Annotated in this window: 20 protein-coding genes; 15 read left to right on the top strand and 5 right to left on the bottom strand. The window is 68.9% G+C overall.

Going from position 1 to position 24,823, the window contains the following annotated elements; all coding sequences use genetic code 11:
- The first annotated feature begins 49 nt into the window (after positions 1 to 49).
- Complete coding sequence (gene htpG / locus EZJ19_RS08150; protein WP_131446468.1) at positions 50 to 1,909, top strand: molecular chaperone HtpG; 1,860 nt, start codon at positions 50 to 52, stop codon at positions 1,907 to 1,909.
- Between the two features lie 3 nt (positions 1,910 to 1,912).
- On the opposite strand, the gene EZJ19_RS08145 is transcribed toward htpG, so the two are convergent.
- Positions 1,913 to 2,407, bottom strand: coding sequence for a hypothetical protein (locus EZJ19_RS08145; RefSeq protein ID WP_131446466.1), 495 nt, complete (start codon positions 2,405 to 2,407; stop codon positions 1,913 to 1,915).
- The gene (locus EZJ19_RS08140; protein ID WP_131446464.1) at positions 2,404 to 2,940 is read right to left on the bottom strand and encodes an NUDIX hydrolase; all 537 of its coding nucleotides are present in this window, start codon (positions 2,938 to 2,940) and stop codon (positions 2,404 to 2,406) included. Before EZJ19_RS08140 ends, EZJ19_RS08145 begins: the two co-directional genes overlap by 4 nt.
- A gap of 167 nt (positions 2,941 to 3,107) precedes the next feature.
- Between EZJ19_RS08140 and EZJ19_RS08135 the strand changes: the two genes are divergently transcribed.
- Positions 3,108 to 3,611, top strand: a complete 504-nt coding sequence (locus tag EZJ19_RS08135) for a tetratricopeptide repeat protein (RefSeq protein ID WP_165873517.1) — start codon at positions 3,108 to 3,110, stop codon at positions 3,609 to 3,611.
- 93 nt (positions 3,612 to 3,704) lie between these two features.
- Positions 3,705 to 7,643 (top strand): phosphoribosylformylglycinamidine synthase, encoded by a 3,939-nt coding sequence (purL, locus tag EZJ19_RS08130; protein ID WP_131446460.1) that lies wholly within the window; start codon positions 3,705 to 3,707, stop codon positions 7,641 to 7,643.
- 9 nt (positions 7,644 to 7,652) lie between these two features.
- Here purL and EZJ19_RS08125 read toward each other — a convergent pair whose 3' ends face one another.
- Positions 7,653 to 8,633, bottom strand: a complete 981-nt coding sequence (locus tag EZJ19_RS08125; protein WP_165873516.1) for a GGDEF domain-containing protein — start codon at positions 8,631 to 8,633, stop codon at positions 7,653 to 7,655.
- Between the two features lie 152 nt (positions 8,634 to 8,785).
- Here EZJ19_RS08125 and EZJ19_RS08120 point away from each other — a divergent pair, with 152 nt between their 5' ends.
- The 7 genes from EZJ19_RS08120 (at position 8,786) to galU (ending at position 17,188) form a co-directional block, all read left to right on the top strand.
- Complete coding sequence (locus EZJ19_RS08120) at positions 8,786 to 10,420, top strand: CTP synthase (protein WP_131446456.1); 1,635 nt, start codon at positions 8,786 to 8,788, stop codon at positions 10,418 to 10,420.
- Positions 10,421 to 10,490: 70 nt separating this feature from the next.
- Entirely contained in the window at positions 10,491 to 11,336 is an 846-nt protein-coding gene (gene kdsA, locus EZJ19_RS08115) for a 3-deoxy-8-phosphooctulonate synthase (protein ID WP_131446454.1), read from the top strand.
- Between the two features lie 45 nt (positions 11,337 to 11,381).
- Positions 11,382 to 12,665 (top strand): phosphopyruvate hydratase, encoded by a 1,284-nt coding sequence (gene eno, locus EZJ19_RS08110; protein ID WP_131446452.1) that lies wholly within the window; start codon positions 11,382 to 11,384, stop codon positions 12,663 to 12,665.
- A gap of 1 nt (position 12,666) precedes the next feature.
- Positions 12,667 to 12,975, top strand: coding sequence for a cell division protein FtsB (gene ftsB / locus EZJ19_RS08105; RefSeq protein WP_131446450.1), 309 nt, complete (start codon positions 12,667 to 12,669; stop codon positions 12,973 to 12,975).
- Positions 12,972 to 14,156 carry a cell division protein ZipA C-terminal FtsZ-binding domain-containing protein gene (locus tag EZJ19_RS16600; RefSeq protein WP_131446448.1) on the top strand — a complete coding sequence of 395 codons (1,185 nt, stop codon included), beginning with the start codon at positions 12,972 to 12,974 and terminating at the stop codon, positions 14,154 to 14,156. The genes ftsB and EZJ19_RS16600 overlap by 4 nt, the downstream gene beginning before the upstream one ends.
- Positions 14,153 to 16,219 carry an NAD-dependent DNA ligase LigA gene (gene ligA, locus EZJ19_RS08095; protein WP_131446446.1) on the top strand — a complete coding sequence of 689 codons (2,067 nt, stop codon included), beginning with the start codon at positions 14,153 to 14,155 and terminating at the stop codon, positions 16,217 to 16,219. Before EZJ19_RS16600 ends, ligA begins: the two co-directional genes overlap by 4 nt.
- A gap of 75 nt (positions 16,220 to 16,294) precedes the next feature.
- Positions 16,295 to 17,188, top strand: a complete 894-nt coding sequence (gene galU / locus EZJ19_RS08090) for a UTP--glucose-1-phosphate uridylyltransferase GalU (protein ID WP_131446444.1) — start codon at positions 16,295 to 16,297, stop codon at positions 17,186 to 17,188.
- Here the strand turns inward: galU and EZJ19_RS08085 are convergent.
- Positions 17,179 to 18,021, bottom strand: coding sequence for an NAD(P)H-hydrate dehydratase (locus EZJ19_RS08085; RefSeq protein WP_131446442.1), 843 nt, complete (start codon positions 18,019 to 18,021; stop codon positions 17,179 to 17,181). The two genes, galU and EZJ19_RS08085, sit on opposite strands and share 10 nt — an antisense overlap.
- A gap of 78 nt (positions 18,022 to 18,099) precedes the next feature.
- On the opposite strand from EZJ19_RS08085, the gene EZJ19_RS08080 reads away from it, so the two are divergent.
- The 4 genes from EZJ19_RS08080 (at position 18,100) to EZJ19_RS08065 (ending at position 22,186) form a co-directional block, all read left to right on the top strand.
- Positions 18,100 to 18,900: a response regulator gene (locus EZJ19_RS08080; protein ID WP_131446440.1), complete on the top strand. Its 801-nt coding sequence runs from the start codon at positions 18,100 to 18,102 to the stop codon at positions 18,898 to 18,900.
- Complete coding sequence (locus EZJ19_RS08075) at positions 18,897 to 19,772, top strand: hypothetical protein (protein WP_131446438.1); 876 nt, start codon at positions 18,897 to 18,899, stop codon at positions 19,770 to 19,772. The genes EZJ19_RS08080 and EZJ19_RS08075 overlap by 4 nt, the downstream gene beginning before the upstream one ends.
- A gap of 94 nt (positions 19,773 to 19,866) precedes the next feature.
- A complete protein-coding gene (locus EZJ19_RS08070) occupies positions 19,867 to 20,916 on the top strand; it encodes an AAA family ATPase (protein WP_131446436.1) in 1,050 nt (349 codons plus the stop codon).
- A 7-nt stretch (positions 20,917 to 20,923) separates the two neighbouring features.
- Positions 20,924 to 22,186 carry a vWA domain-containing protein gene (locus EZJ19_RS08065; protein ID WP_131446434.1) on the top strand — a complete coding sequence of 421 codons (1,263 nt, stop codon included), beginning with the start codon at positions 20,924 to 20,926 and terminating at the stop codon, positions 22,184 to 22,186.
- Between the two features lie 47 nt (positions 22,187 to 22,233).
- Here the strand turns inward: EZJ19_RS08065 and EZJ19_RS08060 are convergent, their stop codons facing one another.
- Positions 22,234 to 24,057, bottom strand: a complete 1,824-nt coding sequence (locus tag EZJ19_RS08060; RefSeq protein ID WP_165873515.1) for a FecR family protein — start codon at positions 24,055 to 24,057, stop codon at positions 22,234 to 22,236.
- A 103-nt stretch (positions 24,058 to 24,160) separates the two neighbouring features.
- Between EZJ19_RS08060 and EZJ19_RS08055 the strand changes: the two genes are divergently transcribed.
- A partial coding sequence (locus EZJ19_RS08055) for an ATP-grasp domain-containing protein (protein ID WP_131446430.1) occupies positions 24,161 to 24,823 on the top strand: 663 nt, incomplete at its 3' end.

The following is a 24,823-nucleotide window of genomic DNA, read 5'->3' as shown; positions in this document are numbered from 1 at the left end:
CAAGCCGGCCCCACCTACGGGGCCGGTTTCATTTTCTGGACTTGCAACGATGAGCGAAAACGTGAAGGAAACCCTGGGCTTCCAGGCCGAGGTCAAGCAACTGCTGCACCTGATGATCCATTCCTTGTACTCGCACAAGGAGATTTTCGTCCGCGAACTGTGCTCGAACGCCGCCGACGCGGCCGACAAGCTGCGCTTCGAGGCGCTCAACGACGGCGCCCTGTACGAGGATCAGCCGGAACTGAAGATCTGGATTTCGGCCGACAAGGAGGCCAAGACCCTGACCATCCGGGACAACGGCATCGGCATGAACCGCCAGGAGGTGATCGAGCACATCGGCACGATCGCCAAGTCGGGCACCAAAGAATTCTTCGGCAAGCTCACCGGCGACCAGCAGAAGGACGCCCAGTTGATCGGCCAGTTCGGGGTCGGCTTCTATTCCAGCTTCATCGTCGCCGACAAGGTCACCCTGACCACCCGGCGCGCCGGGCTCACCCAGGAGCACGGCGTGCGCTGGGAGTCCGAAGGTAGCGGCGAATACAGCCTGGAGACGGTGGACAAGGACAGCCGCGGCACCGAGATCGTCCTGCACATGAAGGAAGGCGAGACCGAGTTCCTCGAGGAATGGCGCATCAAGGCGGTCATCCGGCAATACTCCGACCACATCGCCATCCCCATCGTCTTCGTCAACGACAAGGGCGAGGAGGAGACCGTCAACAAGGCCAACGCGCTGTGGGCCCGGTCCAAGAACGACATCACGGAGGAGGAGTACAAGGCCTTCTACCAGCACGTCGGCCACGACTACGAGGACCCGCTGGCCTGGATCCACGCCCGGGTCGAGGGCCGCCAGGACTACACCGTCCTGCTCTACGTGCCCGCCCACGCCCCCTTCGACCTCTGGGACCGCGAGGCCAAGACCGGCGTCAAGCTGTACGTCAAGCGCGTGTTCATCATGGAGGACGCGCGCAAGCTGATGCCGGCCTACCTGCGCTTCATGCGCGGGGTGATCGACGCCGCCGACCTGCCGCTCAACGTCTCGCGCGAGATCCTGCAGCAGACCAAGGACATGGAGATGATCCGCGCCGGCTGCGTCAAGAAGGCCCTGGACCTGCTCGACGACCTGGCCGAGAACCGCCGGGACGACTACGCCAAGGTCTGGGAGAACTTCGGCGAGGTGCTCAAGGAGGGCGTCGGCGAGGACCACGCCAACAAGGACCGCATCGCCGGCCTGTGCCGCTTCCGTTCCACCGCCAGCGACGAGCCGACCGTCTCTCTGGCCGACTACATCGGCCGCATGAAGGAAGGCCAGGACAAGGTCTACTACGTCACCGCCGACAGCCTGGCCGCCGCCAAGTCCAGCCCGCACCTGGAGATTTTCCGCAAGAAGGGCATCGAGGTCCTGCTCCTGACCGACCGGGTCGACGAGTGGCTGGTCTCGCACCTGTTCGAGTTCGACGGCAAGTCCCTGGCCAGCGTCGCCAAGGGCGATCTCGACCTGTCGGCCGTGAAGTCGGAGGCGGCCGACCAGGCCGAGGAGGAGGCCCCCAAGGCCGAAGAGGCCAAGGCCCTGGTGGAGCGCATCCAGGAGGCCCTCAAGGACGAGGTCAAGGAGGTCCGGGTCAGTTCCCGACTGGTGGATTCCCCGGCCTGCCTGGTGGCCGGCGAACACGACATGAGCGGCCACCTGGCGCGCATGCTCAAGGCTATGGGCCAGAACGCGCCGGCCGAGAAGCCGATCCTGGAGGTCAACGTCGGCCACGCCCTGGTGAAGCGTCTGGACGGCGAGGCGGGCGAACGCTTCGGCGAACTGGCCAAGTTGGTGCTCGACCAGGCGGTCCTGCTCGACGGCGGCCAGTTGGCCGATCCGGCCGGCTTCGTGAAGCGGATGAACGCCCTGCTGGGGGCCTGACCCTCAGTCCGGCCGCGGCCGGCCGGTCAGCCAGCCGGGCAGATTGGCGAGGCCCCAGCCGGCGGCCTCGGCGGTCCGGTACAGGGCGGCCAGCAGGCGGTGGAATTCGAGCCGGTTGACCTCGATGCGGGCCGGCTTGGCCGCCGCGGTGACGATCCAGGCGCAGCGGCTGGCGTCGGCCTGGACGGTGACGATCGTGACCAGGGCGGGCGGCTTCACCGGGGCGTTGCCGGCGCCCCGGGTTTCCTTGTTCTTCTCGATCGCGGGCAGCCCTTCCGGACTGTCGGCGAGCGACTCCTCGTGCTCGATGGCGATGCGCTGGCTGGCCGGCAGGGCATTGGGGACGTCGCCGCCGGGCACGGTCTTCTCGAGCAGGTCGCAGGTCGGCCGCAGGAGTCCGTTGACCAGGCGCCGGGTCAGCCAGAAGCGCGTGCCGCCGGTACTGGCGAGCCAGACGCGGTCCTCGCTGTCGCTGTAGCCGAAGGTGATCTGGCTCATGAGCGGCGGTCCAGGTCGTCGAAGTGGAGCGGGAAGCGGCCCCGGCGCCGATCCTCGAAATAATGTTCCAGCGTCTTGCGCACGGTGCGGAACGCGAGTTGTTCCCAGGGCAGGTCGTGCTCGTCGAACAGGGCCACCTCCAGGCTCTCCTCGCCGGGCGCGAAGTCGAGGTCGAGCAGGCGGGCCCGGAACAGCAGGTAGACCTGGTCGATGTCGGGCACGTTGATCAGGCTGTACAGGTCGACGATCTCGACCCGCGCCCCGGCCTCCTCGAGGGTTTCCCGCAGGGCCCCCTCGGCGGTGGTTTCGCCGTTCTCCATGAAGCCCGCCGGCAGCGTCCAGAGGCCGTAGCGGGGTTCGATGGCGCGCCGGCAGAGGAGGACCTTGTCGTGCCATTCCGGCAGGCAGCCGACCACCATGCGCGGGTTCTCGTAGTGGATGGTGCCGCAGCTGTCGCAGACGTAGCGGTGGCGGTTGTCGCCGCTCGGGATGCGCCGGCTGACCGGGGCGCCGCAGGCGCTGCAGTATTTCATCGGGCGGGCTGGGGAATCGGATTCATGCTCCGGACTATACCGCAGGCCGGCGGTCGCCGGCCGGGCCGGCTCGACCCGGCCCGGCCGGGATCAAAAAAATCGGCTGGCAGTCAGCGCCGCAACGGGGCAAGCTATGCCGGTCGATGACCACGGAGGAGAATGCCGACATGACCAGCCGCCTGTTGACCGCCGCCGTCGCCGCCCTGTTGAGCGGCATGGCTTGCGCCGCCCCGGATGCCGCTCAGGATGCCGACAAGGCGGCCTACGACAAGGCGCTTTCCGCCTACTCCTGCGTCGATTACGACAGGGCCTTCCGGCTGTTCTCCGAGGCCGCCAAGACCGGCTATTCGCAGTCCGAATACATGCTCGGCGTGATGCTGAGCGCCGGCCAGGGCCACGAGGAGGACGACAAGGCCGCCTTCGACTGGTTCATGCGTTCGGCCCGGCAGGGCCTCGCCGACGCCCAGTACGCGCTCGGCGACATGTACCAGAAGGGCGAGGGCGTCGCCAAGGACGACAGCCAGGCCCTGTTCTGGTTCGAGCTGGCCTTCCGGGGCGGCTACAAGCTGGCCAAGGACAACGTCGAGGCCATCATGCCGCACTTGAACGCCGACCAACTGGAGCAGGTCCAGAAACGGCTCGCCGACTGGCTCGCCCAGCCCGGCCGCTGACACCCGCGGTATCCGTTTCCGTCCGGCCGAGCGGCGGCGTCGGGCGGGGCGGATTCGGTTAGAATGCGCCGTCCGCTTAGTCGCCAGTCAGCCATGTCTCAAGTGATCTTCCTGCGCGGTCTGCCCGCCCTGTCCGAGTTCCGCATCGAAAAGCTTCTCGACAAACTGCGTGCCGCGGGGGTGGCCAAGGTGGTGGCGGAGTACCGCTACTTCGTCGAACTGTCCGGCCCCCTGGGCGACGCCGAGCGGGAATTCCTCGGTGAACTCCTGCAGGCCGGAGCGCACGAGCCAGCGGCCCGCGCCCTCCTGGTGACCCCGCGCCTGGGCACCGTCTCGCCCTGGTCCTCCAAGGCCACCGACATCGCGCGCAACTGCGGCCTGGCCGCGGTGTCGCGCATCGAATACGGCATCGCCTACGAGTTGGCCGACAAGAACGGCAAGCCGGTGAGCCCGGCCAAACGGACCGCCGCCCTGGCCCACCTGCACGATCGCATGACCGAGAGCGTGCTGGCCGACGAGCGCGAGGCCGAACGGTTGTTCCACCACGTCGAGGCACCCCCGTTCGCCAGCGTCGACGTCATCAAGGGCGGCCGCAAGGCCCTGGAAAAGGCCAACGCCGAGTGGGGCCTGGCCCTGTCGCCGGACGAGATCGAATACCTGGTCGACAACTTCAAGAAGGCCAAGCGCAACCCGACCGACGTCGAGCTGATGATGTTCGCCCAGGCCAACTCCGAGCACTGCCGGCACAAGATCTTCAACGCCGACTGGGTCGTCGACGGCGAGAAGCAGAAGGAATCCCTGTTCGGCATGATCCGGCACACCCACAAGGTGCGTCCGCAAGGCACCCTGTCGGCCTATTCCGACAACGCCTCGGTGATCGAGGGCGCCACCATCGGCCGCTTCTACCCGGACGACAAGGGCCGCTACGGCTTCCACAAGGAGGCCACCCACATCCTGATGAAGGTCGAGACCCACAACCACCCGACCGCCATCGCGCCGTTCCCGGGCGCCGCCACCGGCTCCGGCGGCGAGATCCGCGACGAGGGCGCCACCGGCACCGGCTCCAAGCCCAAGGCCGGCCTGTGCGGCTTCTCTGTGTCCAACCTGCGCATCCCGGGCTTCGAACTGCCCTGGGAACAGGACTACGGCAAGCCGGGCCGCATCGTGTCGCCGCTGCAGATCATGATCGACGGTCCCATCGGCGCCGCCGCCTTCAACAACGAGTTCGGCCGGCCCAACCTGGCCGGCTATTTCCGCGCCTTCGAGCTGGCCACCCCGGACGGCCAGGTGCGCGGCTACCACAAGCCCATCATGCTGGCGGGCGGGGTCGGCAACATCCGCGAGGACCACGTATTCAAGAAGGAATTCGCCCCCGGCACCCTGCTCATCCAGCTGGGCGGCCCCGGCATGCTCATCGGCCTGGGCGGCGGCGCGGCCTCCAGCCTGGGCTCCGGCGCCAACGCCGAGGCCCTGGACTTCGACTCGGTGCAGCGCGGCAATCCCGAGATCCAGCGCCGTGCCCAGGAGGTCATCGACCGCTGCTGGCAGATGGGTGAAGCCAACCCCATCCTGTCGATCCACGACGTCGGTGCAGGGGGCCTGTCCAACGCCATGCCGGAACTGGCCCACGGCGCCGGCCTGGGCGCCAAGTTCGAACTGCGCGACGTGCCCAGCGAGGAGCCGGGCATGGCGCCCAAGGAAATCTGGTGCAACGAGGCCCAGGAGCGCTACGTCCTGGCCATCGCCCCGGACAGCCTGGACCTGTTCAAGGCCATCTGCGAGCGCGAACGCTGCCCGTTCGCCGTGGTCGGCAAGGCCACCCGCAAGGGCCAGTTGGTGGTCAGCGACCGCCAGTTCAAGAACAACCCGGTCGACATGCCCATGGACGTGCTGCTCGGCAAGCCGCCCAAGATGACCCGCGACGTCAAGCACGTGGCCGCCAAGCTGGAACCGTTCGGCGCCGACGGCCTGGACCTGCGCGAGGCGGCCTACCGCGTGTTGCGCCACCCCACCGTGGCCAGCAAGTCCTTCCTGATCACCATCGGCGACCGTACCGTGGGCGGCTACACCGCGCGCGACCAGTTCGTCGGGCCCTGGCAGATGCCGGTGGCCGACTGCGCCGTCACCACGCTGGGCTACGACACCTACGCCGGCGAGGTCATGGCCATGGGCGAGCGCACGCCGCTGGCCCTGATCGACCCGGCCGCCTCCGGCCGCATGGCCGTGGCCGAGTCGATCATGAACCTGGCCGCGGCCGCCGTGGCCGATATCTCCGACATCCGCCTGTCGGCCAACTGGATGGCCGCCGCCGGCCACCCGGGCGAGGACGCCGCCCTGTTCGACACCGTGCGCGCGGTGGCCAAGGAGCTGTGTCCGGAACTCGGCATCAGCATCCCCGTGGGCAAGGACTCCATGTCCATGCGCACCACCTGGGAGGACGACGGCGTCAAGAAGGCGGTGGTCTCGCCCCTGTCCCTGATCGTCTCCGCCTTCGCGCCCACCCCGGACGCCCGTCGCACCCTGACCCCGCAACTGCGTACCGACCAGGGCGACACCGACCTGATCCTGCTCGACCTGGGCGAGGGCAACAACCGCCTGGGCGGCTCGGTGCTGGCCAACTGCTACGGCCAGCTCGGCGACGCCTGCCCGGACGTCGACGTGCCGGCCCGCCTGAAGGCCTTCTTCGCGGTCATCCAGCGCCTCAACCGCGAGGGCAAGCTGCTCGCCTACCACGACCGCTCCGACGGCGGTCTGTTCGCCGCTATGTGCGAGATGGCCTTCGCCGGCCGCACCGGCCTCGACATCGACGTCGACGAACTGCGTTACCACCGCCTGCACAGCGACATCATGCTTGAGGTCGAGGGCGCACCGGAGCCGCACGCGCCCTACACCTCGCGCCTGTTCGGCATCCTGTTCAACGAGGAACTGGGCGCCGTCCTGCAGGTGCGCCGGGCCGACACCAAGGCGGTCATGGCGCTGTGCCTGGAGGCCGGCCTGCGCGACGAGTTCTTCGTCATCGGCCAGCTCAACAGGCAGGACCGCATCCGCGTCCTGCGCGAGGGCAAGCCGGTCTTCGACGAGGAACGCGACGACCTCCTGGCGGCCTGGTCGGAAACCAGCTACCGCATGCAGTCGCTGCGCGACAACCCGGATTGCGCCCGGCAGGAATTCGAGGCCCAGGGGGCGGACCGCAACCCCGGCCTGCACGCCAAGCTCAGCTTCGACGTCGGCGCGGACGTCGCCGCGCCCTACGTGAAGAGCCGCAAGGCCCGGCCCAAGGTGGCGATCCTGCGCGAGCAGGGGGTGAACGGCGAGGTCGAGATGGCGGCCGCCTTCCACCGCTCCGGTTTCGAGGCGGTCGACGTGCATATGAGCGACATCCTGGCCGGCCGCGTCTCGCTGAAGAAATTCAAGGGCCTGGCGGCCTGCGGCGGTTTTTCCTATGGCGACGTGCTCGGCGCCGGCGGCGGCTGGGCGGCCTCGATCCTGCACAACCCGCGCGCCCGGGACGATTTCGAGGCCTTCTTCCGGCGCGACGACAGCTTCGCCCTGGGCGTCTGCAACGGTTGCCAGATGATGAGCCGCCTGGCGCCCATCATCCCCGGGGCCGAGCAGTGGCCGCGCTTCGAGCGCAACCTGTCGGAACAGTTCGAGGCCCGCTTCGTCATGGTCGAGGTGGCCGAGACGCCGTCCATCCTGTTCGACGGCATGGCCGGCAGCCGCATGCCGATCGTGGTTTCCCACGGCGAGGGCCGGGCGGTGTTCGCCGACAAGGCGGCGCGCAAGGGGGCCGAGGTCTGCCTGCGCTACGTCGACAACCGCGGCCGCAAGACCGAGACCTATCCGCTCAACCCGAACGGTTCGCCCGGCGGCATCACCGGCCTGACCACGCCGGACGGCCGTTTCACGATCATGATGCCGCACCCGGAACGGGTGTTCCGCGCCATCCAGCATTCCTGGCATCCGGACGCCTGGCAGGAGGACGGCCCCTGGCTGCGCCTGTTCCGCAATGCCCGGAAGTGGGTCGGCTGAGGCGCGCGTTCAGAACAGCTCGATGCCGCCGTCGCGGTGGACGGCTTCGAGCAGGTGCTGGTTGACCAGGCTCGCGTATTCGCGCACCTGGTTGCGGCCGTTGTCCTTGGCGTAATAGAGGGCCTGGTCGGCCTGTTCCAGGGCTTCGAGCGGCGACGTGCGGTCGTCCATGCGGGCGAAGCCGATGCTCACGGTGACCCGGCCGACGACCGGGAAGGCGTGCTCCTCGACGGTCTGGCGGACGCGTTCGAGGATCTCCTCGATGGCGTCGTTGGGGGCTTCCTGGAGCAGGGCCACGAACTCCTCGCCGCCGTAGCGGAAGATCAGGTCGCTGTCGCGCACGGCGCGCCGTAGCAGGTTGGCGAACACCAGCAGCACCTCGTCGCCGATCAGGTGGCCGTGGTTGTCGTTGACGGCCTTGAAGCGGTCCAGGTCCATGATCGCCAGGTAGTCGCCCAGGGCCTTGTCGCGCTGGCGCCGGCCCCAGCCCTGCTGGGCGATCTCCTTGAGCTTGAGTTCCAGCTTGCGCCGGTTGAACAGGCCGGTGAGGGTGTCCTTCTCGCTGTCGCGCAGCAGGGCGACGAAATTCTGGTAGACCCGGATCATGCCCTGGGCCATCTGCAGCTCGTTGGCCGGCCAGTGCCCCTGGCCCAGGACGAGCAGGTTGGCGCGCTCGTGCTCGGCATCGTGCAACTGGGTGAGCAGGTAGCTGTGGCCGCGGTAGTCGAGCTGCTCGAAACCGTCCGGCGCCGGGCGCAGGCGGATCAGGTCGACGAGGCCGGGCGGCAGGCGGAGTTCGTCGCCGAGCAGCAGGGCACAGTCCGGCCCGGCCGGGTTGCCCGGGGTGACGTTGACCAGCCAGCCTTCGACGCCGCCGAGCATCTCGCTCACGGTGTCGAGCAGGCTTTGCGCCAGGGAGCGCTGGTCGCGCTGTTCGGTCAGCGCGACGATGGACCGGATGACGTCCTGGGTGATGAGGGGAGTGTCCATTGTTGTAGTGTCGTCGCGCGGGAGCGCCGGGTTTGTTATACCGCCATGATGCCAACACATCACCAGGGCGTGAAGGCCCGGAAATGCGGCGCCTGTTTCCAGCCCTACCCGGCATCCGGTAAAATTCCGCATCACCATACAGAAAACCGATGATGACCCGTTACGTCTTCGTCACCGGCGGCGTGGTTTCTTCCCTCGGGAAGGGCATTGCCGCCGCATCCCTGGCCGCGATTCTGGAATCGCGCGGCATCAAAGTCACCCTCATGAAGCTGGATCCGTACATCAACGTGGATCCCGGCACCATGAGTCCCTTCCAGCACGGCGAGGTGTTCGTTACCGAGGACGGTGCCGAAACCGACCTCGACCTCGGCCACTATGAACGCTTCATCCGGGCCCGGATGTCCAAGCGCAACAACTTCACCACCGGCCAGATCTACGAGTCGGTGATCAAGAAGGAACGGCGCGGCGAATACCTGGGCAAGACCGTCCAGGTCATCCCGCACATCACCGACGAGATCAAGCTGCACATCCGCCAGGGCGCCAAGGATGCCGAGGTGGCCATCGTCGAGATCGGCGGCACGGTCGGCGACATCGAGTCGCTGCCCTTCCTGGAGGCGATCCGCCAGATGGGCATCGAGGAAGGCCGCGACCATACCTGCTTCATCCACCTCACGCTGCTGCCCTACATCCCGACCGCCGGCGAGCTGAAGACCAAGCCGACCCAGCACTCGGTCAAGGAGCTGCGCGAGATCGGTATCCAGCCGGACATCCTGCTGTGCCGGGCCGACCGCGAGATTCCGGCCGACGAGAAGCGCAAGATCGCCCTGTTCACCAACGTCCAGGCCGAGGCCGTGATCTCGGTGCCGGACTCCGACTCGATCTACAAGATCCCGGCCATGCTGCACGACCAGATGCTGGACGAGATCGTCTGCCACAAGCTCAAGATCCTCGCCCACGCCGCCGACCTGACGGTCTGGAAACGCCTGGTCGAGGCCCTCGAACACCCGCTGCACGAGGTGGACATCGCCTTCGTCGGCAAGTACGTCGATCTGACCGAGTCGTACAAGTCGCTCACCGAGGCCTTGCGCCATGCCGGCATGCACACCCGCAGCAAGGTGAACATCCACTACATCGACTCGGAAGCCCTGGAAAGCGGCGACCTCACGCCGCTCGCCGGCGTGCACGCCATCCTGGTCCCGGGCGGCTTCGGCAAGCGCGGCACCGAGGGCAAGATTGCGGCGATCCGCTATGCCCGCGAGCACAAGGTCCCCTACCTGGGCATCTGCCTGGGCATGCAGCTCGCGGTCGTCGAATTCGCCCGCGACGTCGCCGGCATGGCCGGGGCGCACTCGACGGAGTTCGACGCCCAGACGCCCTATCCGGTCATCGGCCTGATCACCGAGTGGCTGGACCGCGATGGCCACGTCGAGAAGCGCGACGCCCAATCCGATCTCGGCGGCACCATGCGTCTGGGCGGCCAGGTCTGCAAGCTCGACGACGCCAGCCTCGCGCGCCAGGTCTATGGCAAGGCCGAGATCGTCGAGCGCCACCGCCACCGCTACGAAGTCAACAACACCCTGCTCGCCGATCTCGTGGCCAAGGGCCTGACCGTGGCCGGGCGTTCCCCGGGCACCGGGCTGTGCGAGATGGTCGAGCTGCCGCAGGCGATGCATCCCTGGTTCGTCGGCTGCCAGTTCCACCCCGAGTTCACCTCCAACCCGCGCGACGGCCATCCGCTGTTCAAGGCCTTCGTCGAGGCGGCGCTGGCCTACAAGGAAAGCAAATGAGCCCGGGTGGCTTTGACGTCGGCCCCGACCAGCCACCGCCACAGATTGCCGGATTGTCAGGGGAGTTCGAATGAACCTGTGCGGCTTTGAAGTCGGCCTCGACCGGCCGTTGTTCCTGATCGCCGGACCCTGCGTCATCGAGTCCGAGCAACTGGCCATGGATACGGCCGGCCAGTTGAAGGAACTGTGCGCCGAGCTGGCGGTACCGTTCATCTACAAGTCTTCCTTCGACAAGGCCAACCGCTCGTCCGGCAAGTCGTTCCGCGGTCTCGGCCTGGACGAGGGCCTGCGCATCCTGGCCGAGGTCAGGGCGCGTATCGGCGTGCCGGTGCTCACCGACGTCCACACCGAGGCCGAGATCGCCCCGGTGGCGGCGGTGGTGGACGTCCTGCAGACGCCGGCCTTCCTGTGCCGGCAGACCGACTTCATCCATGCCTGCGCCACCTCGGGCAAGCCGGTCAACATCAAGAAGGGCCAGTTCCTCGCCCCCTGGGACATGAAGAACGTGGTCGACAAGGCGAAAGCCGCCAACGGCGGCGCCGACACCATCATGGTCTGCGAACGCGGCGTCTCTTTCGGCTATAACACGCTGGTATCGGACATGCGCGGTCTCGCGGTGATGCGCGAGACCGGCTGCCCGGTGGTGTTCGACGCCACCCATTCGGTGCAGCAGCCGGGTGGCCAGGGTACCGCCTCGGGCGGCCAGCGCGAGTTCGTGCCGGTCCTGGCGCGTGCCGCCGTCGCGGTCGGGGTCGCCGGGCTCTTCGCGGAGACCCACCCGGACCCGGCCAAGGCCCTGTCGGACGGCCCCAACGCCTGGCCCCTCGGGCTCATGCGCGAGCTGTTGGAGACCTTGAAAGAGATTGATGTGTTGGTGAAGCAGCGCGGCTTCGTCGAAGACAGCGTCAGGCCGTGATATCCGCGCCTCACGAGGGCGCACAACGATGAAAGTGAGAGAAAAATGAGTGCAATCGTCGATGTAGTTGGCCGTGAGATTCTCGACTCCCGCGGCAACCCCACCGTGGAAGCCGATGTCCTGCTCGAATCCGGCGTACTCGGCCGTGCCGCGGTCCCGTCCGGTGCCTCCACCGGCAGCCGCGAAGCGATCGAGATGCGCGACGGCGACAAGGCCCGCTACCTGGGCAAGGGCGTGCTCAACGCCGTCGAACACGTGAACACCGAGATCGCCGAGGCGGTCATGGGGCTCGACGTCGAGGAGCAGTCCTTCATCGACAAGACCATGATCGACCTGGACGCCACCGACAACAAGTCGCGCCTGGGCGCCAATGCCATCCTGGCGGTCTCCATGGCCTGCGCCCGCGCGGCCGCCGAAGAGGCCGGCCTGCCGCTGTACCGCTACCTGGGCGGTGCCGGTCCGATGAGCCTGCCGGTGCCGATGATGAACATCATCAACGGCGGCGCCCATGCCGACAGCGGCATCGACGTGCAGGAATTCATGGTCATCCCGGCCGGCCTGCCGACCTACCACGAGGCCCTGCGCGCCGGCGCCGAGGTGTTCCACAACCTGAAGAAGCTGCTCGCCAAGGCCGGCTACGCCACCAGCGTCGGCGACGAGGGCGGTTTCGCGCCGCACCTGAAGTGCAACGAGGACGCCCTGAAGTTCGTCGTCGAGGCCATCGAGGCGGCCGGCTACAAGCCGGGTGAGCAGGTGTTCATCGGCCTCGACTGCGCCGCCTCCGAGTTCTACAAGGACGGCAAGTACCACATCAGTGCCGAGAACCTGCAGCTGTCCTCCGCCGAGTTCGCCGACTACCTGGGCGCCTGGGTCGCCAAGTACCCGATCATCAGCATCGAGGACGGCATGGCGGAACAGGACTGGGACGGCTGGGCGGGCTTGAACGCGAAGCTGGGCAAGCAGATCCAACTGGTCGGCGACGACATCTTCGTGACCAACACCAAGATCCTCAAGGAAGGCATCCAGAAGGGCGTGGCCAACTCCATCCTGATCAAGGTCAACCAGATCGGCAGCCTGTCCGAGACCATGGCCGCCATCGAGATGGCCAAGCGCGCCGCCTGGACCTCGGTGGTCTCGCACCGTTCCGGGGAGACCGAGGACAGCTTCATCGCCGACCTCGCGGTGGCCACCAACTCCGGCCAGATCAAGACCGGGTCCCTGTCCCGTTCGGACCGTATCGCCAAGTACAACCAGCTTCTGCGCATCGAAGAGGAACTGGGTACCATGGCGGTCTATCCGGGTCTGAGCGCCTTCAACCAACAGAGGTGAGATGCGGGGCCTGAACTGGGTTTTGGCCGTATTGATCGTACTGCTGCAATACCCGCTCTGGCTGGGTAAGGGCAGCTGGCTGAAGGTTTGGGATCTGCAACGCCAGATCACCGAGCAGCGGGCGGCCAACCAGGTCCTGGCCGCCCGCAATGCCCAGTTGGCCGCCGAGGTCAACGACCTCAAGACGGGCTACGGCGCCATCGAGGCCCGGGCCCGTTATGAATTGGGCATGATCAGGAAGGACGAGATCTTCTTCCAGGTCATGGAGCCCGCTGCCAATCCGCCAATGACACGGGAGACGGAGCCTTGACCTCGTTGCACTACACCTTGATCGCCCTCGGTATCGGCCTGGTCGGGGCGGTGATGCTCTACAACTTCTGGCAGGAGCGGCGTTCGCGCAAACAGGCGGAACGCTTGTTCCAGCCGGTCGAACATGACGAGCCGGTGTCGTTGGGTGACCTGCCCCTGCACGAGGATATCCCGGAAACCCGCATCGAGCCGCGTATCCAGCTGCTCGACGACGTGCCGGCCGGCGAGCCCGTGGCGGAACCCGAGGTCGGCTGGGACATGGCGGTCGAGCCCGAACCCGTGCCGTTCGCCGCCGCGAGCGAGCCGTTGCCGGAGCCGGCCGCCGGCGAGCCGGCAGCGCCGGTGGTCGCCGAGGCGCCGGTGGCGCCCGGCGTGCAGCCGCTGGCGCCGGAGAGCCCTCTCGACGCCGAGGTCGAATACGTGGCCCGGCTGCGCTACACCCAGCCCACGACGGTGCAGTTCGCCGCGCTGCAGGACGGCCTGCGCCGGATCAGCAAGCCGATCCGCATGGTCGGCCGGCGCGAGGACGGCGGCTGGGAAGCCGTCATGGGCCACGCCGCGCGCGCCTATGACACGGTCGAGATGGGGCTGCTCCTGGCCGATCGGGCCGGGCCGGTCAGCGAGGTGCAGTTGGAAACCTTCTGCCGGCGCCTGTACGAGTTCGCCACCGAACACGGCGGCGCCATCTCCTGCCAGGACAAGGCCGAGGCGGTCGAGCGGGCCAAGGCGCTGGACGGCTTCTGCGCCGAGGTCGACATGCTGATCGGCCTCAACGTCATCCCTAGCGAAGGAGGCTTCGCCAACGACACGGTCAACGAACTGGCCGTCCAGGCCGGGCTGGAGCAAGGCGCCGACGGCACCTACGTCCTCAAGGACGCGGCGCGCCGGCCGCTGTTCACCCTGACCGACGGCGGCGCCGGCCAGGACGAGACGGCCCACGGCGTCTCGCTGCTGTTCGACGTGCCGCGCGTCGCCGACGGCCTCGCCGCCTTCGACCGCATGACCGAACTGGGCCTGGCCCTGGCCGAGCGCCTGCACGGCCACCTGGTCGACGACGGCGGCCGCCCGGTCAGCCGGGCCAGCCTTGAGCGCGACCGGCGCAGCCTGGAAGCCATCTACGCCCGCATGGCCGGGCACGGCGTGCCGGCCGGGGGCGAACGGGCCTTGCGCCTGTTCGCATGACCGCCACCGAGGCGGCCGCCCGGGCCGCGCAGCTCCGGGCCGAGATCGAACGCCACAACTACGCCTATTACGTACTCGACGACCCGACCATCCCGGATGCCGAGTACGACCGCCTGTTCCGCGAGCTGCAAGGGCTCGAGGCGGAATTTCCGGCGCTGGCGCGCGCCGACTCGCCCACCCGGCGGGTCGGCGGCAAGGCACTGGCCGCGTTCGCGCCGGTACGCCACCGGGTGGCCATGCTGTCCATCCGCACCGAGACCGACGCCACGGCGGCCGGCGCCCTGGCGTTCGACGCCCGGGTGCGCCGCGAACTCGGCCTCGCCGAGACCGATCCGCCGATCGAGTACGCCGCCGAGCTGAAGTTCGACGGCCTCGCCATGTCGCTGCGCTACGAGGACGGCGTCCTGGTCCAGGCCGCCACGCGTGGCGACGGCGAGACCGGCGAGGACGTCACCCAGAACGTGCGCACCGTGCACGCCGTCCCGCTGCGCCTGGCGACCGACGCGCCGCCGGCGGTGCTGGAAGTGCGCGGCGAGTTGTACATGCGCCGGGACGACTTCGAGCGCTACAACGCCCGGCAGCGCGCGCTCGGCCGGGCCACCCTGGTCAACCCGCGCAACGGCGCCGCCGGCAGCATCCGCCAGCTCGACCCGGCGGTGGCCGCGCAGCGGCCGCTGTCGTTCTATTGTTACGGCATCGGCGAGACCGTGGGCTGGGACCTGCCGGCCAGCCACGGCGCCCTGCTCGACGCCCTGGCCGGGCTCGGCCTGCCGGTCAGCGAGGTGCGCGCGGTCGGTCCCGGCGGCGCCACCCTGGTCGAGTTCCATCGCGCCGTCGCGGCGCAACGCGACAGCCTGCCGTTCGACATCGACGGCGTCGTCTACAAGGTCAACCGGCTCGACCTGCAGCGGCAACTCGGCTTCGTCGCCCGCGAGCCGCGCTGGGCGGTGGCGCACAAGTACCCGGCCCAGGAGGAACTGACCACCGTCGAGGCCATCGAGGTCCAGGTCGGCCGTACCGGCGCCATCACCCCGGTGGCACGCCTGGCGCCGGTCTTCGTCGGCGGCGTCACGGTCACCAACGCCACCCTGCACAACGAGGACGAGGTACGGCGCAAGGACGTCCGGGTCGGCGATACCGTGATCGTGCGCCGGGCCGGCGACGTCATCCCGGAGGTGGTCTCGGTGGTCCTGGACCGGCGCCCCATGCACGACCTGGTGACGCCCCTGCATGCGCCCTTCGAACTGCCGCACAACTGCCCGGAATGCGGTGGCCCGGTGGTGCGCATCGATGGCGAAGCGGTGGCCCGCTGCAGCAACGGCCTCAGCTGCCCGGCCCAGCGCAAGCAGGCCATCATCCACTTCGCCGGCCGCCGCGCCATGGACATCGAGGGGCTCGGCGACAAGCTGGTGGAGCAACTGGTCGACCGGGGCCTGGTGCAGAACCCGGCTGACCTGTACGACCCGGATCGCGTCAACCAGGCCAGCCTCGCCGGGCTCGAACGCATGGGCGAGAAATCCGCCGCCAACCTGGTCCAGGCCATCGCCGACAGCAAGGGCCGCGACCTGCACCGTTTCGTCTTCGCGCTCGGCATCCGCAACGTCGGCGAACAGACCGCCAAGGATCTGGCCCGCCACTTCGGCCGCCTGGACGCCCTCATGGCGGCCGACGAGGCGGCCCTGCTCGAGGTGCCGGACGTCGGCCCGGTGGTGGCGGAGTCCATCCTGGCCTTCTGCGCCGAATCGCACAACCGCGCCGTCATCGAACGCCTGCGCGGCGCGGGCGCCTGGCGCGACGGCGAGGCCAGGCGGGCCACGGCCGGCCACCTGGCCGGCAAGACCGTCGTCCTGACCGGCACCCTGCCCGGGCTGACCCGCGACGAGGCCAAGGCCATGATCGAGGCGGCGGGCGGCAAGGTGGCCGGCAGCGTGTCGAAAAAGACCGACTATGTTGTCGCCGGGGCCGATCCGGGGTCAAAATTCACCAAGGCGCAAGAATTGGGTATTACCGTGCTCGACGAGCACAGTCTGGTAATGTTGTTGCAACAAGTAGAGAGGAATTGACTTGAAATACATACAGGGAGTTTTCCATTCCAGCCACACCGCCGGCCGTTGGCCCGGTGCCAGTGGAGGTCAGCAATGAAACGCGTCACCAAGGCCGTATTCCCGGCCGCGGGTTTGGGCACCCGCTTTCTGCCCGCGACCAAGGCCACCCCCAAGGAGATGCTGCCCATCGTCGACAAGCCGCTGATCCAGTACGCGGCGGAGGAGGCGGTGGCGGCCGGCATCACCGACCTGATCTTCATCATCGGCCGCACCAAGCGGGCCATCTCGGATCACTTCGACAAGGCCTACGAACTGGAGGTGGAGCTGGAGACGCGCGGCAAGCTGCAGGCGCTCGCCGAGCTGCGCAACCTGCTGCCCAGCTACGTCAACTGCATCTACATCCGCCAGGCCGAGGCCCTGGGCCTCGGTCACGCCGTACTGTGCGCCGAGCCGGCCGTGAACGACGAGCCCTTCGCGGTCATCCTGGCCGACGACCTGATCGACGCCGAGCCGGGCGTCGTCAAGCAGATGTGCGACCAGTACGACTACTACCAGAGCTCCATCGTCGGCGTGCAGACCGTCGATCCGTCCGAGACCGGCTCCTACGGCATCGTCGCCAGCGATCCGATGTCCGAGCGCCTGTCGCGGGTGACCCGGATCGTCGAGAAGCCGAAGCCCGAGAACGCGCCCTCCAACCGTGCCGTGGTCGGTCGCTACATCCTGACTCCGCGCATCTTCCAGCACCTGCGCCAGATCGAGCGCGGCGCCGGCGGCGAGTTGCAGCTCACCGATGCGATCCAGTCCCTGCTCAAGGAGCAGCAGGTGCTCGCCTACGCCTTCGAGGGCACCCGCTACGACTGCGGTTCCAAGTTCGGCTATCTGCAGGCGACGGTCGAATACGCCATGAAGCACCCCGAGGTGGCGGACGAGTTCAGCACCTACCTGCGCGAGCGTTTCTGCGGTCCCTGCAAGCTCGTTCAGCCGTAAAGCCAGCCGTTCAGCACGGTGCGCGCGGTGCGCGCCAGTTCGCCGGCCGTGAGCCCGTTCGGGCCGCGGCCGTCGGCCACGGCGCGGTCGCCGGCGGCGCCGTGCAGGTGGGCGCCGAGCACCGCGGCGCGTTCCATATCCAGGCCTTGGGCCACCAGGGCGGCGATCATGCCGGTCAGGACGTCGCCCATGCCGGGCGCCGCCATGCCCGGGTTGCCGGTCTCGTTGCGCCAGGGTTCCCGGTCCGGGAATCCGATCAGGCTGTCCGCGCCCTTGAGCAGGACGCCGGTGTCGTAACGGTCGACCAAGGCGGCGAGGGCGCCCGGACGGTCGCCCTGGACGGCCGCCGTGGCGAGGCCGAGCAGGCGCCCGGCCTCGCCGGGATGGGGTGTCAGCAGGGTTTGCGCGGGGCGGCCGCGCAGGCGGCCGGCCAGTTCGGCGTCGCCGGCTACGAGGTTGAGGGCATCGGCGTCGAGGAGCAGCGGCAGGTCGCTGGCCACGGCGGCCTCCAGCCACGCGTGCGCGGCCTCGCCCTGGCCGAGGCCGGGGCCGACCGCCAGGCAGGCCGGCAGGGCCAGGCGGAGCAGCCGCTCGGGCGCGGCCAGCATCAGTTCGGGAACCAGCGGATCGACCGCCAGGCGTTCGTCGAGCAGGCCGACGTGGACCCGCCCGGCACCCAGCCAGAGGGCCGCGCGCCCGGCCAGGAGCGCGGCGCCGGCCATGCCCGGGGCGCCGCCCAGGATGCCGACGTCGCCGAAGTCGCCCTTGTGGCAATCGCGCGGGCGCGGCGGCAGCCAGGTCCGGATGTGTTCGCGACGGATGACTTGGGGCATGTGCGTACGGGCCGGTTCGTTGCTACAGTTGAACGGTAGCACAGGTAACGCCTCGAACCCTCCAACCCGCCCGCGAGCATGGACGCGCCCACCTCGGTACACGAATTATCCCTGTTGCTGGTCGAGCCTTCGGCGATCCAGGCCAGGATCATCGCCGGCCACCTGAACGGCTTCGGCGTCGCCGGCGTGGCGACCGTCCAGAGCGGCCGGGAGGCCCTGGCGGCCATGGCGGCCGAGCCGCCCGACCTGGTGCTGAGTTCCATGTACCTGCCCGACATGACCGGCACCGACCTGATCCTGGCGATGCGCGCCGACCCGCGTTTGGCCGACCTGCCGTTCATCCTGATCTCCAGCGAGGAGCGCCCGCAGCTGCTCGATCCGGTACGCCAGTCGGGCGCCTGCGCCATCCTGCCGAAGCCGTTCGGGCTCGACAAGCTGGCGGCCGCCCTGCGGGCCACGCTGGACTGGCTGAATCCCGACGACAGCCTGGAAGCGGGCGGCCTGGCGCTCGACGAGCTGCGCATCCTGGTGGTCGACGACAGCCCGATGGCACGCCGCTACATCCGGCACGTGCTGGAAAACCTGGGCGCCCGTCATTTCATCGAGGCCGGAGGCGGGGCCGAGGCGGCGGCGTTGCTGGCGGAGCACGCGGTCGACCTGGTGGTGACCGACTACAACATGCCCGAGATGGACGGCAAGGCGCTGATCGAGTACGTCCGCGCCGGCTGGCAGAAATCGGTACCCATTCTGATGGTCACCAGCGAGACCGACCAGGGCCGCCTGGCGGCCGTGCACAACCTCGGCGTCGTGGGCGTCTGTGACAAGCCGTTCGAGCCGGCCACCGTGAAGGCGCTGCTGCGCCAGTTGCTGGCCACGTGAGCGCCCGGTACTACGCCCAGCGCCGCCTGAACCCTTACCGTGGTGTGGTCCAGTACGTCGAGGTCGGCGACGGCGAGGCACGCAGCTTGGACGGGGTGACCTGGCACTTGCGCGCCGACGACGGTCAGGGCTGGGTACGGCCGGTCGGCGTCTGGGTCGAGGGCCGCGGCCTGGTGGCCGGGGTCGGCGCCCGCCACCCCGAACTGCTCGCCGCCCTGCAAGGCCGCCCGGCGTTGCCCTTCCCGCTCATCGACAGCGTCGAACTCTGGCTGCTCGACAAGGAATCCGGCCGGCCCCTGGCGCTGCTCGACGCCCAGGCGCCGAGCCGGCATCACCACGGCCTGGCTGAGCTGGCCTGGCTGCCGTTCGCGCTCACCTATCGCGGCTACCACTCCGCGGCCCTGGCGGAGCGGTTGCCGGCCGGGGCCGGGGCGCCGCGCCATCGCGACTTCCTGGAACGCCAGGTCAACGGCCGGGCCCGACCCTATGCCGGAGCGCAGTGGTTCCGGCGCCGCCCGGACGGCGCCGGCGAAGGCCTGACCGGCTACCGCCTGGCGCCCGCCTGGCAGGGCCGGCACCTGGGCGGCGCGGAGTTTCCCGAGCTGCTGGTGACCGACGCCTGGAATAGTCGACTGGAAAAGTCGGCTATTCACGATTATCATGCGTGGCTGTCGCCCTTCTTGCTTTGCTGGCCCGGTTTGACCGATGCTACCCGGGCCGAGTTGGAGCTTGCCGCCTGGCGGCGGCCACGCTGGCTGGCCCAGGTGTACCGCCTGTTGCCCAAGGTGATCGACCGGGCTGGCCTGAACGCCGCCCTGGTGGCGGCACGCCTGCAGGAGGCCGCCAATGCCGAGGAAGACGGCTTCGGCTGAGGCTGGGCAGATCGATTTCGTCGTCCCCGTCTGGACGGGGGCACAGTTTGCAAGGCCGCGCTGCGGCACCGGACAACGCGAGGAATAGAACAGCATGCGCCCATCGCATATCGAGACCATCCTGGACCGCGAATTCGCCAGTTGCGCCGACGGTCAGCACACCCCCGTCATGCTCTGGGGGCCGCCCGGCGTCGGCAAGTCGCAGATCATCGCCGGCATCGCCAAGAAGCACGGCGTGCCGCTGATCGACATCCGCCTGTCCCAGATGGAGCCCACCGACCTGCGCGGCATCCCGTTCCGCAAGGGCGACAACGTCGAGTGGTCGGTGCCGGCCATGTTGCCGGACGCCCGGCGCCACGGCGAGCAGGGCATCCTGTTCCTGGACGAGATCAATGCCGCGCCGCCGACGGTGTCGGCCGCCGCCTACCAGCTCATCCTCGACCGCCGCCTGGGCGAGTACACCATCCCGGACGGCTGGGCGATCTTCGCCGCCGGCAACCGCCAGGGCGACCGCGGCGTCACCTACGCCATGCCGGCGCCCCTGGCGAACCGCTTCACCCACTTCGACGTCGAGGCCAACCTGGACGACTGGATCGGCTGGGCGCTCGACCACGGCATCGACGAGCGCATCCTCGGCTTCCTGCGCTTTCGGCCGGACATGCTGTTCAACTACGACGCCGCCCACAACCCGGTGGCCTTCCCGAGCCCGCGTTCCTGGGAATACGCCCACCGTGCCCTGCACAAGTTCGCCGACCGCCACGACCTCCTGGGCGACGCCCTGCAGGCCTGCGTCGGCCAGGCCTGCGGCGTCGAGCTGAAGGCCTTCATCGACAACCTGGAGAACCTGCCCGACATCGACGCCATCCTGGCCGGCCAGGACGTCGGCGTGCCCAAGAGCATCGACCTCCAGTACGGCGTCGCCGCCGCCCTGGTCCGGCGGGCCAAGGAGTCGGCCGGCGATCCCGCCAAGCTGGGCAACGTGCTGAAGTACGCCAAGACCTTCCCGCAGCGCGAGATGGGCGTCATGCTGGTCACCGACCTGCACCGCGCCGTCGGCCAGCCGCTCTTCCGGGTGCCCGAGTTCGTCGCCTGGGCCAACAGCGTGGCGGAGCTGATGCTGTACGACTTCAAGCCGGCCATCTGAGCCCGCCATGGCGCAGGACATCAAGGCCATCGAGACCAAGCTCGCGGCGGCGCGCACGCGGCTGATCCTGGACAAGCCCTTCCTGGGTTCCCTGGTCATGCACCTGCCGCTCAAGGCGGCCGACCCGAAGTGGTGCGAGACCACGGCCACCGATGCCCGTTTCTTCTACTTCAACCCCGACTACATCGCCCGCCTGACCCTGGACCAGACCCAGTTCGTCCTCGCCCACGAGGCCATGCACTGCGCCCTGTCCCATTTCAACCGCCGCAACCATCGCCAGAAGCATCGCTGGGACGTGGCCTGCGACTACGCGGTCAACATGATCCTCGACGACGAGCGCATGCCGCCGCCCGACGCGGCGCTCATGAACGCCCAGTACCGCGGCCTGTCGGCCGAGGAGATCTACCCGCTCCTGCATGAGGATCCGCCCGAGCAGACCATGGACCAGCACCTGTTCGACGACAGCGGCAGCGGCCAGGGCGGCGAGGGCGAACCCGAGGACGAGGACCGGGACGACGATTCCCAGGGCGGCGACCAGGGCGAGGGCGAGGAGGAGGGCGGGGCCGGCGAGCAGGGCGACGCGTCCGAGGCGAGCCAGGCCGAGGCCGGGGAACAGGACGCGCCGCCCCAGCCGCCCATGGACCTGGACCAGCTCGACGAACAGTGGCAGGGCCGCCTGGCGGCGGCGGCCACCGCGGCCCGCCAGGCCGGCAAGCTGTCCAGCTCGATGATGCGCCTGGTCGATGACCTGCTCGCCCCCAAGCTGCCCTGGCGCGCCCTGCTGGCGCGCTACATGATGAATGCGGCGCGCGACGACTACAGCTTCCAGCGCACCTCGCGGCGCGAAGGCGAGGCCATGATGCCGCGCCTGTACAGCCAGAGCGTCAAGGTGGCCGTGGTGCTCGACACCAGCGGCTCGATCGGCGACGACGAATTGCGCGAGTTCCTGGCCGAGATCGACGCCCTCAAGGCCCAGGTGCGTGCCGACGTCGTCCTGCACGCCTGCGACGACAAGCTGGCCGAGGGCGGCCCCTGGCGCTATGCGATGTGGGAGGCGATGAACCTCCCGGACGGCTTGCTGGGCGGGGGCGGCACGGACTTCCGGCCGGTCTTCGAGTGGCTCGACCGCGACCGCCTCGACCCCGACCTGCTGGTCTATTTCACCGATGCCGAGGGGCGCTTCCCGGCGGCCGAGCCGCGCTTCCCGGTGGTCTGGCTGGTCAAGGGCAAGGCGCCGGTACCGTTCGGCGTGCGCATCCAGCTCAACTGACGAGAAGGCGCCCTAGACGGGGCGGCAGCCGGAGCCGCCGCGCCCGGTCACTGCCAGCGGTCGATGGTGAAGCTCACCGGCTTGCTCTGGCCGCCGCGCGAGCCGGTCTCGCTCAGGGCGATCACGCGCACCCAGTACTGCCCGGGTTCCGGCGTCGCCAGGCGGGTGTGGGTGACTTCCTCGCGGTGGTTGAAGAGCGGCACCTCGAAGTTGGCGTCGCGCGCGAATTCCAGCCGGTAGGCCGGCGCGTTGCCCTGCCAGGTGATCGAGAGCACGCCGATGCTGACGTTGACCCGGATGTCGCCGGGCGCTTCCGGGGGCATGACCAGTGCCGCCGGCCGGCTCCAGGGCCCGGCCTGGCCGTCGGCCTCGAGGGCGCGGATGCGCCAGTGGTAGCGGCCCGGTTTGAGGCTGGCGGCCGCCTTGGTTTCGGTCACGTGCAGCTTGCCTTCGAGGCTGGCGAAGTCGGCGCGTCGGGCGATCTCGACGTCGTAGCTGGCGGCCGCGCCGGCCGCCGACCAAGCGAACTCGGCCTGGCCGTTCTCGGTCCGGGTGTCCGCCTTGGGCGGGTTCGGCAGCGGCTGCACGCGGACGCCGCGGGCGGCACCCCAGCCGTGCGCCTGGCCGCTTTCGTCCAGGCTGGCGAGACGCCACTCGTATTGCCCGGGCGCCAGCTTCTCGGTGGCGCTGAGGACGGCCTCCAGACGCCGCTCGACGGTCTGGCCGGGGGCGAAATCGCCGTTCGGGGCGATCTGCAGCACGTAGCCCTGGGCCTCCGGCGCGGCCGCCCAGCTAAAGGTGACCTGTTCCTGGTAGCTGCGTTCGTCGGCCTTGGGCGCGAGGGCCTGGGGCGGCAGCGGGCGGGCGTCGAGATCGAACGCCAGGTCGGTGTTGAGACCCTCCAGCCCGGCGGTGTCGACGGCGCGGATGCGCAGGAAGTAATGGCCGTCAGGCGGTGCCGCTTCCCATTGCGCGCTCGGCTGGCTGCCTTCGCTGTCGAGCAGTATCTTCTGGAAGCCGGGGTCGGCGGCGACCTGGGCACGCCAGCCCTTGGCGTCCGGCATGCCCGGCCAGGCGAAGTTGAGGGGCAGGGCGACCAGATGGGTGGGGATGCCCTGGGCGGAGGGCGCCGGCAGCAGTGGCCGCGGCGCTTCCGGCGCCTTGCCCTGCTCGGTTACCGTGCCCTCGGCGGCCTTGACCTGGACCTCCCGGTCCTGGGCGTCGATGCCGACGATGCCTTCGAGGACCTCGTTGCGCAGCACCTTGCCGTCGTCGCTGACGTTGAGCCGGAAGGCGGTTCCGCGCAGGCCGGCCACCGCCACCGGCGTACGGACCTTGAAGCCGCCGGCGGGGCCGATCTGCTTGCTGGCGCCGGCCTCGATGCGGCCGTTTTCCAGGTCCAGCTCGGTGGCGACCATGCCCGTCTTGCCGTAGGCGGCGAGGCGGCCGAAGCTCAGCTTGGAGGAGGCCTGCTGGGTCAGCTTGCTGCCGTCGGCGAGGACGAAGCCGGCGAAGCTGCGCGGCCCGGTCAGCACGGTTTCGCCGCCGGTCAGCTTGTCGCCCACCGCCAGGGGCCGGAAGGTGCCGCCGTCCGGCTTGACCCGGACGTTGCCCTCGACGTGGCTGACGGTGACCGGGGCCGGCGTCACCTTGAGCAGTTCGACCGGAATGCGGATGCGCGTGTGGACCGGCAGCACGTACTCGTTCTTGACCTTGTTGAGCTTGAGCACCTTGTCCCAGTCGGACGGCTTGTTCAGGTAGTCGCGGCCGATCTTGAGCGGCGTGTCGCCCGGATAGGTCAGGTACAGCCAGTCCTCGGCGGGCGCGGCCTGGGCGCACAGTAGCAGGACCAAAGGGAGCATGCGGCGCATGGTTCTATCCTTCCTGGGGATGGCCGGAACCCCGGTCATTCCGATATGCTTGTGTTCGGTAGGCCACATTCTATGTGGCATGCGCGAACGAGAGGAGTGGTAAATGCAAATTGGGACTCCGTTGACCGCCTCGGCGACCCGGGTGATGTTGCTGGGGGCCGGTGAACTGGGCAAGGAAGTCATCATCGCCCTGCAGCGGCTGGGCGTCGAAGTGACCGCCGTCGATCGCTATGAAGGCGCCCCGGGGCATCAGGTGGCGCATGCCACGCAGTGCATCGACATGACCAACGGCAACGTCCTGGCGCGTCTGATCGACTCGGAAAAGCCCCACCTCGTGGTGCCCGAGATCGAGGCCATCGCCACCGAGACGTTGATGCAGCTGGAAGCGGACGGCCTGTGCAAGGTCATCCCGACTGCGCGCGCGGTCAACCTGACCATGAACCGCGAAGGCATCCGGCGGCTCGCCGCGGAAGTGCTCAAACTGCCGACTTCGCCGTACGCCTTTGCCGACTCCTACGAGCAACTCAAGCGGGCGGTCGATGCCGGCATCGGCTACCCCTGCCTGGTCAAGCCGGTGATGTCGTCGTCCGGCAAGGGCCAGAGCAAGGTCGACGGCGCCGACGAGCTGCGGGCGGCCTGGGACTACGCCAAGGAAGCCGGCCGGGTCAACCGCGGCCGGGTCATCGTCGAGGGCTTCGTCGACTTCGACTACGAGATCACCCAGCTCACCGTGCGCGCGCTCGGCGCGGACGGCAAGCCGCATACC

It is taken from the genome of Parasulfuritortus cantonensis (genome assembly GCF_004337445.1).
In the GTDB taxonomy this organism is placed as follows: domain Bacteria; phylum Pseudomonadota; class Gammaproteobacteria; order Burkholderiales; family Thiobacillaceae; genus Parasulfuritortus; species Parasulfuritortus cantonensis.
The sequence above is the reverse complement of the archived record's forward strand: the minus strand, read 5'-3'. Positions and strand labels throughout refer to the sequence as shown.